The 16,581-nt window shown below is 57.8% G+C and carries 9 protein-coding genes; 5 read left to right on the plus strand and 4 right to left on the minus strand.

Going from position 1 to position 16,581, the window contains the following annotated elements:
- Positions 1-20 precede the first annotated feature (20 nt).
- Positions 21-1,760: a DUF1957 domain-containing protein gene (locus tag IPQ00_16430; GenBank protein ID MBL0242152.1), complete on the plus strand. Its 1,740-nt coding sequence runs from the start codon at positions 21-23 to the stop codon at positions 1,758-1,760.
- A 60-nt stretch (positions 1,761-1,820) separates the two neighbouring features.
- On the opposite strand, the gene IPQ00_16435 is transcribed toward IPQ00_16430, so the two are convergent.
- Positions 1,821-4,634: a VCBS repeat-containing protein gene (locus IPQ00_16435; protein MBL0242153.1), complete on the minus strand. Its 2,814-nt coding sequence runs from the start codon at positions 4,632-4,634 to the stop codon at positions 1,821-1,823.
- A gap of 173 nt (positions 4,635-4,807) precedes the next feature.
- The gene (locus IPQ00_16440) at positions 4,808-7,918 is read right to left on the minus strand and encodes a VCBS repeat-containing protein (GenBank protein MBL0242154.1); all 3,111 of its coding nucleotides are present in this window, start codon (positions 7,916-7,918) and stop codon (positions 4,808-4,810) included.
- Positions 7,919-8,101: 183 nt separating this feature from the next.
- On the opposite strand from IPQ00_16440, the gene terL reads away from it, so the two are divergent.
- The 4 genes from terL to IPQ00_16460 all read left to right on the plus strand — a co-directional run bounded on the left by terL (position 8,102) and on the right by IPQ00_16460 (position 13,753).
- A complete protein-coding gene (terL, locus tag IPQ00_16445; protein ID MBL0242155.1) occupies positions 8,102-10,252 on the plus strand; it encodes a phage terminase large subunit in 2,151 nt (716 codons plus the stop codon).
- 68 nt (positions 10,253-10,320) lie between these two features.
- Complete coding sequence (locus tag IPQ00_16450; protein MBL0242156.1) at positions 10,321-11,637, plus strand: inositol-3-phosphate synthase; 1,317 nt, start codon at positions 10,321-10,323, stop codon at positions 11,635-11,637.
- 94 nt (positions 11,638-11,731) lie between these two features.
- Positions 11,732-12,244 carry a hypothetical protein gene (locus tag IPQ00_16455; GenBank protein MBL0242157.1) on the plus strand — a complete coding sequence of 171 codons (513 nt, stop codon included), beginning with the start codon at positions 11,732-11,734 and terminating at the stop codon, positions 12,242-12,244.
- 300 nt (positions 12,245-12,544) lie between these two features.
- A complete protein-coding gene (locus IPQ00_16460; GenBank protein MBL0242158.1) occupies positions 12,545-13,753 on the plus strand; it encodes an ATP-dependent Clp protease ATP-binding subunit in 1,209 nt (402 codons plus the stop codon).
- A gap of 48 nt (positions 13,754-13,801) precedes the next feature.
- On the opposite strand, the gene glpK is transcribed toward IPQ00_16460, so the two are convergent.
- Positions 13,802-15,286 carry a glycerol kinase GlpK gene (glpK, locus tag IPQ00_16465; GenBank protein ID MBL0242159.1) on the minus strand — a complete coding sequence of 495 codons (1,485 nt, stop codon included), beginning with the start codon at positions 15,284-15,286 and terminating at the stop codon, positions 13,802-13,804.
- 35 nt (positions 15,287-15,321) lie between these two features.
- Positions 15,322-16,500: a PLP-dependent transferase gene (locus IPQ00_16470; protein ID MBL0242160.1), complete on the minus strand. Its 1,179-nt coding sequence runs from the start codon at positions 16,498-16,500 to the stop codon at positions 15,322-15,324.
- Positions 16,501-16,581 lie beyond the last annotated feature (81 nt).

Here is a 16,581-nt window from a genome sequence, read left to right on the forward strand (position 1 = left end):
CCGCTGACAGCTTACTTTCTATGCCGACAGGATATTTCAGCCTCATTCTTCACGCTCATCTGCCCTTTGTCCGGCATCCTGAGTACCCCGAGTTTTTGGAAGAAGATTGGCTCTACGAGGCGATCACCGAGGTCTATCTACCGTTAATATTCATTTTTCAATCGCTACACGAGGGCGGGATGAAGCCGCGTCTGGCGATGAATGTCTCGCCGCCTTTGTGCGAGATGCTCGCGGACCCACTATTGCAGGAGCGCTACACACGCCACCTCGAAAATCTGCTCGAGCTTGCCCGCAAAGAGCTCCAACGCACGCTTGCCGAGACACAGGAGTTTCGCGATGTCGCCCAGATGTATGTCGATAATCTCACATCGTCGCTGCACCTCTGGAATGACCGCTACGGCCGCAATCTGATCAACGCCTTTCGCGAACTGCAGGACGAGGGCGTCATCGAGATCATCACTTGCTGCGCGACCCACGGCTTTATGCCGCTCATCTCTACGCAGGAATCGCGAAGGGCACAGGTGCGGATCGCCGTCGATAATTATAAAAAGCATTTCGGCCGCCAACCCCGCGGTATTTGGCTCGCCGAGTGTGCATACGAACCCGGCGTCGAAGACCTGCTCAAGGACTACGGCATCGAATATTTCATATCCGACACGCACGCGATACTCTACGGCGATCCGCGGCCGCGATACGGCGTCCACGCGCCCGTAGTTTGCCCCAATGGAACGGCCGTTTTTGCCCGCGATGTTGAGACGAGTCAGCAGGTCTGGTCCGCCGAGGTCGGTTATCCGGGCAACGATCTGTACCGCGAGTTTTACCGCGATATCGGTTGGGACGCTCCGCTTGAATACCTAAAACCGCACCTTCACGAAGACGGAAGCCGCCGTCATCTCGGGCTCAAATATTATCGCATTACGGGCCGCGATGTGCCGCAAAACCGCAAGCAACCGTACATCCCCTCGCTTGCCCGAGACAAGGCCGCCGAGAATGCCTCGCACTTTATCGGCGAACGCATCAAGCAGGCAAAACTGCTCCGCGAGACCTTTGAGGGCCATCCGCCGCTCGTCGTAAGCCCCTACGACGCAGAGCTTTACGGCCATTGGTGGTTTGAGGGTCCGCAGTTTATAGATTTTTTCTTTAAGAAGATACATTTCGATCAAAACGAGATCGAATGCATCACACCCGGCGATTTTCTCGACTCGGGCCTGCCCATTCAGGTCCAACAGCCGACTGCATCATCGTGGGGCGAAAACGGCTATTACAAGGTGTGGATCAACGAGGCCAACGCGTGGATGTATCCGTATCAGCACGACGCCGAACGGCGGATGACCGAGTTCGCGAATAAATTCGCCGGGAACGCCGACGCCCTCGTCGGCATGGACGCCGCTTCGGCGGCCAGCGGTGCTCACGCCGGAGGAACCGGCGTTGCAGGCGAGGGCGCCCGCGTTCCGGCCAATCGCATTCTCAACCAAATGGCCCGCGAACTGCTGCTTGCCCAATCGTCCGACTGGGCGTTTCAGATATATCAGGGCACAACGGTCGAATACTCGACCCGCCGCTTTCGTTCGCACATCCAACGCTTCGACCTTCTCGCCGAAATGCTCGACCGTAATACAGATGGCGGAGACGCGAGTGTGAACGAGCGTGCCGAGTCGTACAACCGCGAACTCACTTCCGACGACCTCGCCCTTCTCACCGAGATCGAATCCCGCGACAATATTTTCGCCGAGATCGACTACCGCGTTTATTGCAGCTAGTTCTTTGTCTTCTTTGCGATCTTAGCGTCTTTGCGTGAAATTTCCTCACGCCGATATCGATCAAGGCACGAACGAATTCGGGATCGGCAGATCGCCCGCGATGCCGAATTGTCGGATCAGGGTGCCGGCGGTGGATCGCTGGACGAACCAAGTCGCATTCGATGGCCGGAATACGCCTGCATCCTGCTTGCCGTCGCCGTCATAGTCGCCTGCGACGGGAATGTCGCCGGTTGCTCCGAAGGGGAATGAGTAGAATGAGAGGTCTTCGCTTCGTAGCACAAACCAATTGCCGTCCGCGGGCCGCCAAAACGCGATGTCGGCTTTGCCGTCGCCGGTATAGTCGCCCTGGACCGGCTTGTCGGTCGACGTGCCGAATGTAGCCGCAAAAACCGAGCCGTTCGAACTGCGGCGGATCCACCACTCGGCACCGCTTGCACCGTTTGGCCGAAAGATCGCGATGTCGGCATTGCCGTCGCCGTCGTAATCCGCCGGGACCGGTTTATCACCCGCGGAGCCAAATCCGATGATGTCGGTGCCGCCCGAAGACCGTTGGATGTACCAAGTGTTGGTCGAAGGCCGAAAAACTGCTGCGTCGGCTTTTCCATCGCCGTCGTAATCGGCGGGAACGGTGACGTCCGTGCCGGTGCCGAAGGGAAAGGCGTAAAACGACATATCCTCGCTGCGCAGCACAAACCAAGTGCCGCTCGACGGCCGCCAAAACGCAATGTCTGCCTTGCCGTCGCCGGTGTAGTCGGCTGGCGCCGTCCGGTCCGACGATGTGCCGAATTGAGCGGCGAAATTGCCGCCGTTTGACGACCGCTCGTACCACCATTCGCCGACCGCCGGACGATAGATCGAGATGTCGGTTTTGCGGTCACCGTCAAAATCGAACGGAGCCGGCCGTGCCGCCGCCGTACCGAAAATTGTAAATGTGATCAGCCGCGAGACCGAAAATCCATTTGCAGAGCCTGTGTCGGTGACGTACCAACGGCCATAAAATGTTTGGCCGATGAGCGCCGCGTCATTGGGGATCGAGAGCACTGCCGAGCCAAAACCATTTTCAACGCCGGCGCCCAAAAGCGTCATTTGCACGCGTGCAAACGAGCCCGCCGCGGGGATCGTCGAACCAACTCCAGGATCAGCCGCTCCGACCACCAGCACTGCCGAGGCCGCACCGACAGTGTTTGAAACGGCGATCGTAAATCGATCATTGCCGACAACGGGCGGCTCGATCGCGATGGCATTGGGCGGAACGCCGGCGGTTCCGTCGCGGCCTGTTCCTGAGATGGTCGGGACAAACGCCGATTCGGTAAACAGCTTTGGCCGATCAAAGGGCGGCAATTCTTGTGCGACTCGCTGATCTGTGAGCGGCCGTTTGAGAAAGGCGACGAGGGCGGCACGCTGTGCGACCGTCAGATTCAGCGGCCTAACCCGCGTATCGACATTCGGAGCCGGAAAATCGCCGCCGCGGTTGTAAAACTCGACGACGTCCTCGACCGCTGCAAACCTGCCTGTATGAAAGTAGTTGCCCCTGAGTTCGAGATTTCTGAGCGGCGGCGTTTTGAATCGCCCAATGTCCGCGCCGATACCGGTGAGGGCTCCGCGTCCCGGATCGTCCGTGGTCGGGCGGACGCCGACGTTTTGAAAAGTATCATTCGAGAGCAGAGCCCCGCCGTGGCAAAAAGTACATTGCTGAGCTACGAATATCGTGCGGCCTTGCTCCTCTTGCGTAGTCAGCGATTCGAGCTGCGCCGACCAGCGGTCAAGCGGCGTCTGGTCCGAAAACAGTGTTCGCTCGTGCGTCGCGATCGCCATTGCGATGCGCGCCGGCGTGACCTCGGGCGTACCGAATGCTTCCGCAAAAAGCTGTGCGTAATCGCGGCCCGAGAGCCAGTTTGAGAGCCCCGCGGGTATATCGTGAGCAAGTGCCAGCGGCCGTGAGTTGCCGATCCGATCGACTATCGAGGGCCAATCGCGGCCGAGGTGTCCCATCTCTGCGGTGGACATCGGCGGGAAAACGGACTGGCTCTCAAGTCCGCCATAGCTTGATAGGAGCACCGAGTTGGTGATCGGATCGCGAAACTGATCTTTCGCCCGACCATCCCAAAATATACCGTCCACCGTGTATCCGCCGTTCAGATATGAGGGAGCTTTGCGGTTCGTGACTTGCAGCCCCATACCAAATAACGGTGCCGGCGAATACGCTCCGGTAGCGTCATTCTGGGGCACGCCCGGCGAACCGAAAATATCGTCGATGGTGTTAAATGTGTTGTCCGGCCCGGGATGCCGTGTGGCGGGGCCGGTTCGCGGGTCCGAGCCGCCGGCCGCCGGCCGATGACATGTGCCGCACGAGACCGTTTTGGTTGACGAAAGCTGTTCGTCCCAAAATAGCGTCTTGCCGAGATATGCTTTTGCCGCGGTGATCGGATTTCCGGTGGGCACGTTGGGCGGTTCGAGCGGCGGAAACGGAGCTCCCGGCGAATTGTTGCCCACCGCCCGCATCCCTGCATCGCCTGCACTGAGCGGGCTGACAGCCTCTGCGTTTTCCGCACGGACCCAATAATAATATTGCTGAGCGGCGGTCGCGGTGGCGTCAAAATAGTAGTTTGCGGGCGTTGTGCCGATCGAACTTGCCGATTGCGGATCGTTGGTCACCGCCCTAAAGATGCGGTACGCGGTCGCGTAAGCGACTGGCTCCCAATGCAGTCCGACCTTGGTCGCATAGACCGAGTCTGTTGCGGTGAGTTGAAGCGGCGAATTCAGATCGGCAAAGCTGCTCCGCCCGCTGACCCGCTCCGACACGGGCCCCGCGAAAAGAGCAAACAGGCCCAGCACCAGGGCTGCCACCAGCACGCAAAGCTTTACTCGATACAAATTAACAAACTCCCGATCAACGAGCTCTGCTCGCCAAGACCCACGCCACCTGACATTCTAACACCCGACCTTTTCAGCAATCAATCCCGCAAACTCCCCACGTTACCAAGGAGGCGGGGCAACGAGCCGATTTAGATCTTCGAGCCCGCATTTCGAGAGCTAACGTCGTGGCATTATCGCACGAATGCTGACGGAACCGGCGTGTCGCCGGCGGCGCCGAATTGGGTGATCACGGTTCCGCCGCCTGAGTTGGCGATGAACCACTGGCTGCCGGGCTGGCGGAATATGGCTGCGTCAAACTTACCGTCGCCGTCAAAATCGCCCGCTGACGGCACGTCGCCGTTTGACCCGAACGGGAACGCGTAATACGACGAATCCTCGCTCCTGAGTACGTACCAAAAGCCGTTCGGTCGCCAAAACGCAATGTCTGCTTTGCCGTCTCCAGTCCAGTCGCCGGGCACGGCCAGGTCGGATGATGTCCCAAATGTGGCCGCATATGTTCCGCCGGTAGATCTCGAGATCCACCATTCGGCACCCGACGCTCCGACGGGGCGAAAGATGGCGATGTCAGCCTTGCCGTCGCCGTCATAGTCTGCTGCGACGGGCCGGTCGCCGGCTGCGCCGAATTGCGTGATCGATATTTGCGAGTCGGACGAACGCCTTACATACCACGTCGATCCCGCGGGCCGGAAAATGGCCGCGTCGGCCTTGCCATCGCCGTCATAATCCGCCGGCATCGGCACGTCGCCGTCTGAGCCGAAGGGAAACGCATAGTACGTCAGATCCTCGCTTCTGAGCACATACCACGTCCCGCTTGACGGCCGCCACAGAGCGATATCGGCCTTGCCGTCACCGGTAAAATCGGCCGGGGCGATCCGGTCGCCCGTCGAGCCAAACTGAGCGGCAAATACGCCTGAGCCGCCGCTTTTCGATATCCACCATTCGCTCACGCCGGGCCGAAAGACGGACAGATCGGTCTTGCCGTCACCGTCAAAATCGAACGGAGCGGGGAGCGTCAAAACCGAGGGTGCGGTCTGATTGTAAAACAGCTTGACGTAACCGGCGGTCGATGTGGTAAATCCGGCTATGATGTCGGTCTTCTGATCGCTGTCGAGATCGGCGGTCGTAAGGGTCGTGGCCTCGACGCCGGCGGTCCACATCCGCTCCTGACCGAGAGAGCCGTGTCCATTATTGAGTAGCGTTACGATCGTATTTCTGCCGGCGATGACGCCGACGTCCGGAACGCCGTCCTGATTCCAGTCGCCGATCGCGATGCGGAGTGCCCAGGCCTGCGTTATCTGAGAGTTCAGGCCGCTGCCAAACGTACCGTTACCCGCTCCCGGCAAAACTGTGACGCCCGCGTCTCTGGCTGCGACGATGTCAATATAACCGTCGCGGTTCATATCGGCGCAGGCAATATCAAACAGTCCCGAGCCCAGCGAGATCGTCGGCGATGCGGTAAATGATCCCGAACCGTTGTTGATCAGGATAGATATGGTATTGGCATTGTAATTAAGTATAGCGAGGTCGCTCTTGGTGTCGTTATTGAGGTCGGCGACTATGATGCGGCTGCTCGCGACCGTCGACAGGTATGCGGTCGGCGGCAGAAATGTACCGTTGCCGACGCCAATTGAAACCAGTACGCCGTCATATCCGGTGGTGATCAAATCGAGTTTGCCGTCACCGCTCACGTCGGCGGCGACGCCATCGTATATGTCGCCGGTCCCAAACTGCAACAGGGACGTGGCAAACGTGTTGTTGCCGAGGTTTCGCAGCAGCAAAGCGTTTTGCGCGGCGCCATTTGCCCCGTGGCCGACAACGATAATGTCGGTTCGCCCATCGGAAGTGAAATCGCCCGTGGCCGCCGCATAGCCGTCAATGCCCGGATCGACCAGGCCTTTGCCCTCAGGGATGATCTCGGCCCGTTCGAAATTTGCCTTGCCGTCCACTGCCCCGGCCGCCTGGCCCTGGACAAGGATATAGATCGGGCCCGGCCCGCCGCCGCCGCCGCGATTTACGATGACAAAGTCAGGCAGCGTGTCGGCGTTCAAATAAGCGATCTCGATGTCCTTGGTCCCGCTCAAAAAATTAATGGTCGGTGCCGACCTGAATGTCCCGTTGCCGCGGTTCAAAAGGACCGAAAAACTGCCTGATCCGATGACGGCAAATTCGATCGACTCGTTCGCGACGATGTCCGGAAAGCCGTCGTTATTAAGATCGCGTACATATGCGTCGCCGCCGCCGCCGTCGGCATAGACCGTCTGCGCCGCAAATGTTCCGTTACCGAGCCCGCGATGGATGAGCGTCCGGTTGGCCGTCGAAAAAACGAGGTCCTTGCTTCCATCCAGATCGAGATCGGCGACTTCGGTCAGATAGGCCCGCTCGTTTGTACTCAGAGTAATGTCGGCTGCCTGTGTAAAGGTAAACCCGCCCGCACCGAGCCAGACCGCCGCCACCGGAGCCGTCGTCACTGCCTGCGACGCGATCAGGTCGATCTTGCCGTCGTTATTGATGTCGGCACCGCGAACGGAGGCAAAGCCAAAGTCGATCGTGTCGATCGTCTGCGGAGCGGCGTAAGAACCACCGCCCAGATTGCGGACCGCCCTGAGGTCTTGCGATGTGCCGTAGGCAAGGTCGATCAGGCCGTCATTGTCGAGATCGAGCGGAACTACCGAACGCGCCGCCACACCTGTATTGGCCTGATCTGTGGCGACAAACGAGCCCAACAGGTCGCCCTTGTAGGTCACGATCAGGTTATTGCCCGACGCTTGGGCCGGGCCGACGAGGTCGAGTTTACCGTCCTGGTCCATATCGACGGCTTTCAGGTCGTTCGGCATCGGCGACGGACTGCTGAAAACCGGCGGCTTAAATGTTCGGTCGGCGTTGCCAAAATAGATGGCGATCGCCAGCTGTGACGTCTGCGGGTTCGTTCGAAAAAATGCCAGATCAGACCGCCCGTCCGAATTAAAGTCGGCCGCCAAGGGATAAACGTAACTGCTGCTGGTGTAGGAATATACCGTCAGCGGCGATTCGTCAAAATTGCCGCTCCCGTCGCCGAAATAAACGTAGAGCTTGTCGTAACTTGCCGTGACGACGTCCGCCTTGCCGTCGCCGTCAAAGTCGCCGGCACTCGTGGCGTAGTACATCGCATTGTCGCCGCCAAACGACCGTGCAGCAAAAAACTCAACCCCGGAAACGGCCTGTGCAGTCTGAATTGTTACAAGAGAGATGGTCAGCAGAGCGAACAGCTGTAGCCGAAAAGAACCTCGAAAATGTGTGGGCATAGGTCAATGATAGGTCAATTACCGCAATTATTCCAAACTCTTTTCCACACCGCCCATCTTTCCGTAAATATCATAAATTCCATAAATCTCATAAATCTCATAAATCTCATAAACATCGTAAATCTCATAAATCCCGTAAATATCGTAAAGCGCGTTTGTTGAGATCGGGGGTAGGCTATATATATGGCCGCAAAAGTCCCTCAGCAGAAGATCGCGGATTGTCGAGAGTTGTACTTAAGGTACGGCGGCGGTGCACACGAGCGGATCGCGTCCGAGATGCGTGAGCGCGGTTGGCGAGGGTTTACGAAACGCAATCTGTACGCCCGCACCCGCGGCGGCGTTGTCACACAGGGCTGGCCGGAACGCTTCGGCTGGGACGGTGATCTGCCCTTGAAAGGTGCGAAAGGCACTAAAAAGGGAAGATGCGGCACGGCATACGCAAGCCGCCGCACGTTTGCAAGAGAACACACGCCGCTCAGGCCTTCCGCTCTAGAGTCGCCCAAACCAAAGTTCAACCGCCAGAAAGCCAAACGCCTGCGCCGAATGGCCGAACGGCGTTCAAAACAGCTGAAAGGGAAAACACGGATGCAAGGGATACAAGAACGGCCCGGTTCTATACATATCCCCGACTCAACCGACTCGCCAGACTCAACCGACTCGTTCCACGCGTGGCTTAAGTCTATGCCGTCGGCCTGGGACTGGGACCTTCGGCATCAGTTGTATCTGTACGAGCACTTGCAAAAAGTAACGGACGGCGAGTGTAAGCGTCTGATGATCTTTATGCCGCCGCGTCACGGCAAATCAGAGCTCGTCACGGTCCGCTACGCTGCCTGGCGGCTTAAACAGAGGCCTTCGATGCGTGTCATTCTCAGCAGTTACAATCAGAAGCTCGCCGATCTATTCTCCCGCAAGATCCGGACAGTGCTTGCGGATTCTTTTGCCGCAGAGGCTCAGAGACGCGGACAAGCAGAAGAGGGAGAAGAGATGATGGGGAGTGGGGGAGATGGGGAGAAGCGGAGTAGGGAAGACGGCCGTACGAAAACTAGAGCGGCCTCCCACACTCCTCCACTCCCCAACTCCTCCACTGCTTCGCCCTTCCCGTTCACGCGGCCGAGGCCCGCAAACCGCGTCTCGGAGTGGGAGACGACCGTCGGCGGCGGCCTCAAGGCAGTCGGCGTAGGGGCGGGCGTGACGGGCTACGGAGCCGATCTGATCATCATCGATGATCCGGTCAAGGGCCGCAGCGAAGCCGGCAGCCCTGTGCTTCGCGAAAGGCTCTGGAACTGGTTCAGGGACGATCTCTCGACCCGCCTCGAACCCGAAGGCTCGATCATCCTCATACAGACCCGCTGGCACGAAGACGACCTCGCCGGGCGTCTGCTGAGGGAGCAGGCCGACGGCGGTGACCAATGGACCGTCATCCGCCTGCCCGCCCTCGCTGAGACGTGGGAAGAACGGGTAACCGCGGAGGCGCAGAGACGCGGAGGGGAGAATGACAGTGAGGAGGGTGAGACTTCAGATATCGACGGTTGCTCATCTCATCTAATACTTCCCGCTGCTTCTCCGTCTTCCTCTTCTTCTCTGCGCCTCAGCGTCTCCGCGGTAGAAACACCTCCCGACGCTCTCGGACGAAGCCCCGGCGAGGCTCTCTGGCCGGAGCGTTTCTCCGCGGAGTACTTTGAGCGTCTGCGCGAACGGGTCGGCGAACTCTCATTTGCCTCGCTCTATCAGCAAAGGCCTGTACCGGCCGAGGGCGACGTCTTCAAACGCGAGTGGTTTCGGAACATTGTCGATCAGGCACCGGCCGGCCTCAAATGGAAACGCGGCTACGATCTGGCCATTTCCACCAAACGCACTGCCGACTACACGGCATCGTTCCGCATCGCCTTTGACGCAGAGGGCTATCTCTACATCGACGGCGGATACCGACGACGCATAGGCTTTCCGGAGCAAACGCGTTATATCTCCGAATGTATACGCAAGGAGCAAAATACCGAACACGGCATCGAAAGTGCCCTCCACGGCCGTGCCTTTATGCAGGTGCTCCGCCGCGACGCACGCCTTAACGGACGCTCATTTCGCGGCGTCGATGCCCGCGGCGATAAACTCGAAAGGGCCGGTTCCTGGATCAGCCTCGCCGACCAAGGACGCATACGCCTCGTCCGAGGCCACTGGATCCGTGCCTTTGTCGAAGAACTCTGTGCCTTTCCACACGGCAAGCACGACGACCAGGTCGATGCCGTCTCAATAGCGATGTCGCTCCACGAAAACCCCTCGGGTAAACTCTTCTTCTATTCACCAAACAATCCAAACGGTGAAATAAGACGGGCTTAACCCCGTGCGGCGTTTGCCTTAACATATATGTAAAGTTATTCTTTTTATTAAGTTTCACGGAGGAAAAAATGGTCGAAAAAGGCGTGGACATCGCTCCCGCAGAAGGAAAACTCGGAATATTGCTGGTCGGGCTCGGCGCCGTCAGCACAACCCTTATCGCCGGCGTCGAGGCCGTCAAACGCGGCATCTCAGAGCCGGTCGGGTCACTGACCCAACTCGGCACGATCCGCCTCGGCAAGCGCACCGATAACCGCAGCCCGAAGATCAGCGACTTTGTGCCGCTCGCATCACTCGATGATGTCGTCTTTGGCGCTTGGGATATTTTTCACGATTCGGCGTATGACGCGGCGATGAATGCCGGCGTGCTCGATAAGGATCTGATCAATCAGCTCTCTGAGCCGCTCTCCTCGCTCAAGCCTATGTCGGCCGTATTTGAGCAGAATTACGTCAAACGCATCACCGGCGAAAACGTCAAGACCGGCAAGAACAAGATGGATCTGGCGGAGCAGTTGATCGCTGACATCGCTAAGTTTAAGTCTGACAACAATTGCAGCCGTCTGGTGATGGTCTGGGCCGCATCGACCGAGATATACATCGAGGAATCGGCGATCCATAAGACCGTCGAGTCGCTCGAAAAGGCGATGTACGACAGCGATCCGATGGTCGCGCCGTCGATGATCTACGCTTATGCGGCGATCAAGTCCGGCGTGCCCTTTGCCAATGGTGCCCCAAATCTGACTGTCGATATCCCGGCATTGACCACGCTCGCCGAACAGCACGGCGTCGCCATCTGCGGCAAGGATTTTAAGACCGGCCAGACGCTGATGAAAACCATCCTCGCACCGGGCTTGAAATCGCGTATGCTCGGCCTCGACGGTTGGTACTCGACCAATATTCTCGGCAACCGCGACGGCGAGGTGCTCGACGATCCCGAAAATTTCAAGTCGAAAGAGGTTTCAAAGCTATCGGTGCTCGAGCACATATTCCAGCCCGAGGTCTACCCCGACCTTTACGGTGATTTTTCGCACGTCGTCAAGATCAACTATTATCCGCCCCGCGGCGATAACAAAGAGGGATGGGACAACATCGATATCTTTGGCTGGCTCGGCTACAAGATGCAGATCAAGGTCAACTTTCTCTGCCGCGACTCGATCCTCGCCGCACCGCTTGCTCTGGACCTGGCACTGTTTATGGACCTTGCCCAGCGTGCCGAGATGAAGGGCGTCCAGGAGTGGCTATCATTCTACTTTAAGGCACCGCAGACCGCTCCGGGACTGTACCCCGAGCACGATATCTTTATCCAGTTGATGAAGCTGAAAAACACCCTGCGGCATATGATGGGCGAAGAATTGATCACTCATCTTGGGCTCGAATATTACGATTAGTGTATTCGGCAAAAGTTTGACCTCGTGTCCGTCAATACAAAGTAACTCCGATAGTGTCGGAATCGAAACGGACGATTAAAGTGAGGACGAACCAATGAGTGCAAGATTTAGAACAGACAGCCGAGGCAGGACACACTACCTTCTGCATCAGGAAATGTCACAATCGTGCGGCCCCGCCTGCGTGGCGATGGCCGAGAGTTTCTACAAGCTGGCTTGTATGATGGACCCCGAGTCGCGAGCCCGGCAACTGTCGCAGAACTATCCCGGTAAATTTACCGCCGCGGGCGGCACCGGGGCCGAGAATCTGGCTTATGTGCTCAACGCGGAGGGCGTGCCGTCGTATGCCGGTACGGGAGTTCCGCCAAATAAGATATTTGATTATTTCTGGAAATACCTCGGCGAGCGAACCAAGATAATCGCCCATATTGCGTGGTCCGGCGGCGGCGGCCATTTTACAATGCTCACGAAGATCGATGCCGACCATAAAATGATCTTCCTCGACCCGTGGTACGACATCGTCGAGGTCCCGCGAGCTTCGCTCCCGAGCTATAACGTCGGCGGAGCATCGGGCACGCTTAGCGGTTGGTTGACGATCACGCATCGTTGATCACGGTCCGCCACCGCAAACACGTAATAGAGCCGTAATACCAGATCTTGACGATTTTTTTTGCGTTTATTTGTTGCATCAGAGGCAAAAGTTGTGTTAATCCTAAGATTGGAGCCGGGCTTTCATACTCGGTTCAGACCTCTGGGCTAACCTTCCGGGCCTAAGAGTCCAGCCAACGAATATTCTTTTTAAGTCATCATTATAGACGACATAACGGTTGTCCCGTTATCGGCAAATTTCTCACGATGACAACGTCTTTGAAGTACCGGCACCGATATCGCGGCCGGCCAGGAGCTAGAGATGAAAGAGGAAACGGCAAGCAAAAAAGACAAGGTGACAAAGGGTATTTTACTCGACCCCGACCGTAAAAGTCCCCGAGCGGCCGAGTTTGAAGACAAACTCTTGGCTCAGATCGTCGGTCAGGAACGTGCGGTTCGGCGTATGAGCGGTCTGTTTCAGATCTATCTCGCCGGGATGAATAATCCGTCGCGTCCGATCGGGACACTGCTGTTTCTCGGGCCGACCGGCTCCGGCAAAACGCGTGTCGTCGAGGCCGCGTCCGAGGTGCTCTTTAACGAACCGTACACCGTCGTTAAGATCGACTGTGCCGAATTTCAGCACTCGCACGAGATCGCGAAACTGATCGGCTCGCCTCCGGGATACCTCGGCCATCGCGAAACCTCGCCGATGCTGACGCAGGAAAATCTCGACAAGGCGCATACGGACGATACCAAACTCACGTTTGTGCTCTTTGACGAGATCGAAAAGGCGTCCGATTCGCTGTGGCAGCTTTTACTCGGCATCCTCGACAAGGCAACCTTGACGCTCGGCGACAATCGCCGCGTCGATTTTTCGCGAACGGTCGTCGTTATGACGTCCAATCTCGGTGCCCGTGAGATGTCGGATATGATCTCGGGCGGCATCGGTTTCGCCCCGACCAAGACCGATCAGGTCAAGGCCGATAACGAGATCGATACCAAGATCTACCGCACCGCACTCGAGGCCGCAAAACGTAAATTCTCACCCGAATTTATGAACCGCATCGACAAGGTCGTGGTATTTCGCAGCCTGAAGGAACATCACCTGCGGTTGATACTCGACATCGAGTTGCGTGCCGTTCAGGATCGCATAACCGAGTCGGCCGGAACAAAATTTGTCTTTGAATGCACGACCGAGGCAAAGGAATATTTGCTCAGCGAGGGCATCGACCTCAAATATGGTGCCCGTCACCTCAAGCGTGCGATCGAGCGTTTTCTGGTCTATCCGCTGTCAAATCTGGTCGCGACCGAGCAGGTTGAGACCGGTGATCTGGTGATGGTCGATTTTGACGATGACACCAAGATGCTGTATTTCACCAAACAGTCGGGCAAGATGATCGTGGCGGACACGCCGGAGGATGCCGATCTCGACTCGCCGCTGACAAATGCCGATGCTGCCGGTGTGCCGCTACCGACCGTGGCCGCCGCACCGCAGATGAGCAAGTCAAAAGGCGAGAGCGAAGACGTTTAGGCATTATATTTGAAACTTTCGGGAGCCCTAAACATAGGCTCCCGAATTTTACGATTCACAATGCAACGTACGTTTGACAGCCTCGTGCCAACGTTGTATTGCGGCAATCGACTCGGCCTCGGGCATCTGCGGTTCGAAACGCCGGTCAGCCTGCCAGTGATGGGCGACATCGTTCTTTGACAACCAAAACCCGACCGCGAGCCCGGCAAGGTATGCGGAACCGAGTGCGGTGGTCTCGGCGGTCTTCGAGCGGACGACCGGTATCTGAAGGATGTCTGCCTGAAACTGCAGCAGAGCATTATTCGCGGTCGCTCCGCCATCGACGCGTAGCTCTTGTAGAGTCGAGTGCGAATCGGCGTTCATTGCCGTAAGCAGATCAGCCGTCTGAAACGCGATCGATTCGACAGCTGCACGGGCAATATGGGCTTTACCGGTGCCGCGAGTCAAACCCGTGATCGTCCCGCGAGCGTCCTGATCCCAATACGGCGATCCGAGCCCGGCAAATGCCGGAACGAAATAGACGCCTCCGTTATCGTCGACCGATGCGGCAAGTGCCTCGACCTCGGACGACGTCGCGATGATCCCTAGTGCGTCGCGGAGCCATTGGATGACCGCACCGCCGATAAAGACGCTGCCTTCAAGGGCGTATTCGGTAACGCCGCCGATCTGCCAGCCGACGGTCGACAGCAGGCGGTGCTCTGAGATGACCGGCGACGTGCCGACATTTTGCAGCATAAAGCAGCCAGTGCCATAGGTGTTTTTAGTAGCTCCGGCGGCAAAACACGCTTGGCCGAAGAGTGCCGCCTGCTGGTCGCCGGCGATGCCTGCGATGGCGATGCCCTTGAGTTCCTTGGGCGTTTCGACCTCGCCGTACACTTCGGACGACGAACGTACCTCGGGCAATATCGCTCGCGGAACGTCAAATATTGCGAGTAGCTCGTCATCCCATTTGAGCGTGTTGATGTCGAAAAGCATCGTTCGCGAGGCGTTCGACACATCGGTGATATGGAGTCGGCCGCCGGTCAATTTCCATACGAGCCAGGTGTCGATCGTGCCGAATGCGAGTTCGCCATTCTCAGCTCGCCGCCGAGCGTCCGGGACATTGTCGAGTAGCCATTTGACCTTGCTCGCGCTGAAATAGGCGTCGGTCTCGAGCCCGGTCTTTCGCTTGATAGTTTCGCCGTGAACGGCCCTTGCCGCATCGCAGATATCGGCGGTCCGGCGATCCTGCCAGACGATGGCGTTGTGGATCGGTACGCCGGTTGCCCGGTCCCAGATGACGGTCGTTTCGCGTTGATTGGTGATCCCGATCGCCGTAATATCTGCCGCCGTCAGGTTGGCCTTGGCAAGTGCCTCGACGGCGGTTTCGACCTGCGAACGCCAGATCTCGTCCGCGTCGTGCTCGACCCAACCGCTTTGCGGATAGATCTGGGTATATTCCTTTTGGCCGACCGAAATGGTATTGCCGCTGTGGTCAAAAACGATCGCCCGGCTGCTGGTCGTGCCTTGATCTAATGCGAGAATGTAAGACATTGTGTTTTATATTCGCTCAAACGTATATGTATCGATCAGATACGCTCAAGAGCTTGCTCGATATCGGCCGATAGATCTTTGACATCCTCGATCCCGACCGAAAGTCGGATCATCCCATCGGTGATGCCCGCCTTCAGACGGTCTTCGCGCGGAATGGTCGCGTGGGTCATCGACGCCGAGTGCTGCAGGATGGTCTCGACGCCGCCGAGCGAGGTCGCGAGCGTGCAGAGCTTGACGGCATTGGCAAACGCCTTGCCCGCCTCGACGCTGCCGACATCAAGAGCGATCATTCCACCAAAACCGCCCGGCATCTGCCGCCGGGCAATGTCGTGGTTTTGATGCGAAGCAAGGCCCGGATAGTGAACGGCAGCGACCTTCGGGTGACGCTCGAGCATCTCGGCGATCGCCATCGCATTGGAATTGTGCCGCTCCATTCTGAGGGCGAGGGTCTTGATGCCGCGTGATACGAGCCACGCGACCTGCGGAGCGATATTGCCGCCGTAATATTTATTGGCACCCTGACGCGCGGCATCGACAAACGCACTATCGCCGACGATCACCCCTGCGGTCAGATCGCTATGGCCGCCGAGGTACTTGGTCGCACTGTGGATGCAGGCATCGGCACCGAGAGCCAAAGGGCGTTGGTTAAAGGGCGTCGCGAAGGTGTTATCCACGATCGTCACGGCACCGCACGCTTTACCGATCGCCGCAACGGCCGAGATATCTGTCACGCGGAGTAGTGGATTTGACGGTGTCTCGACCCAGAGCAGTTTGGTGTTCGGCCGGATCGCAGCTTGGTAATTGCCGGCGTCGGCAGCGTCGACAAAGGTGCTCTCTATGCCGAACCGTTCGCCGATGTGGTGCAGCAAGTTCGTCGTCGTCGAATAGCCCGATTCGGGAGCGATGATGTGATCGCCGTACTTACAGGCGGTAAATACCGCCGCCGAAACCGCCGCCATCCCCGAGGCGAGGGCAAGTGCCGAGTCGGCGTTTTCGAGTTCGGCAAGGGTGCATTCCAGTGCCGTCTGGGTAGGATTGCCGAGTCGTCCGTAATAGTAGCCCGGTTTTTCTTCGTTGTGGATCGCCGCCGCCTCGTCAGCGTCCGGAAAGGCAAATACCGATGCCGAATAGATCGGCACCGACAGAGCCCCGAAGTGCTCCGAGTGATCATCGCCGGCGTGGACAGCGGCGGTATAGAACGACGATTTACTCATTGATAACTATTGCTCCTTGATGCTTGGGATATCGTACGCCCAATGCCGCTCTTGTGGCAAAAGCCTTGGCAAAGAATGGTT

It is taken from the genome of Chloracidobacterium sp., assembly GCA_016720705.1.
In the GTDB taxonomy this organism is placed as follows: domain Bacteria; phylum Acidobacteriota; class Blastocatellia; order Pyrinomonadales; family Pyrinomonadaceae; genus OLB17.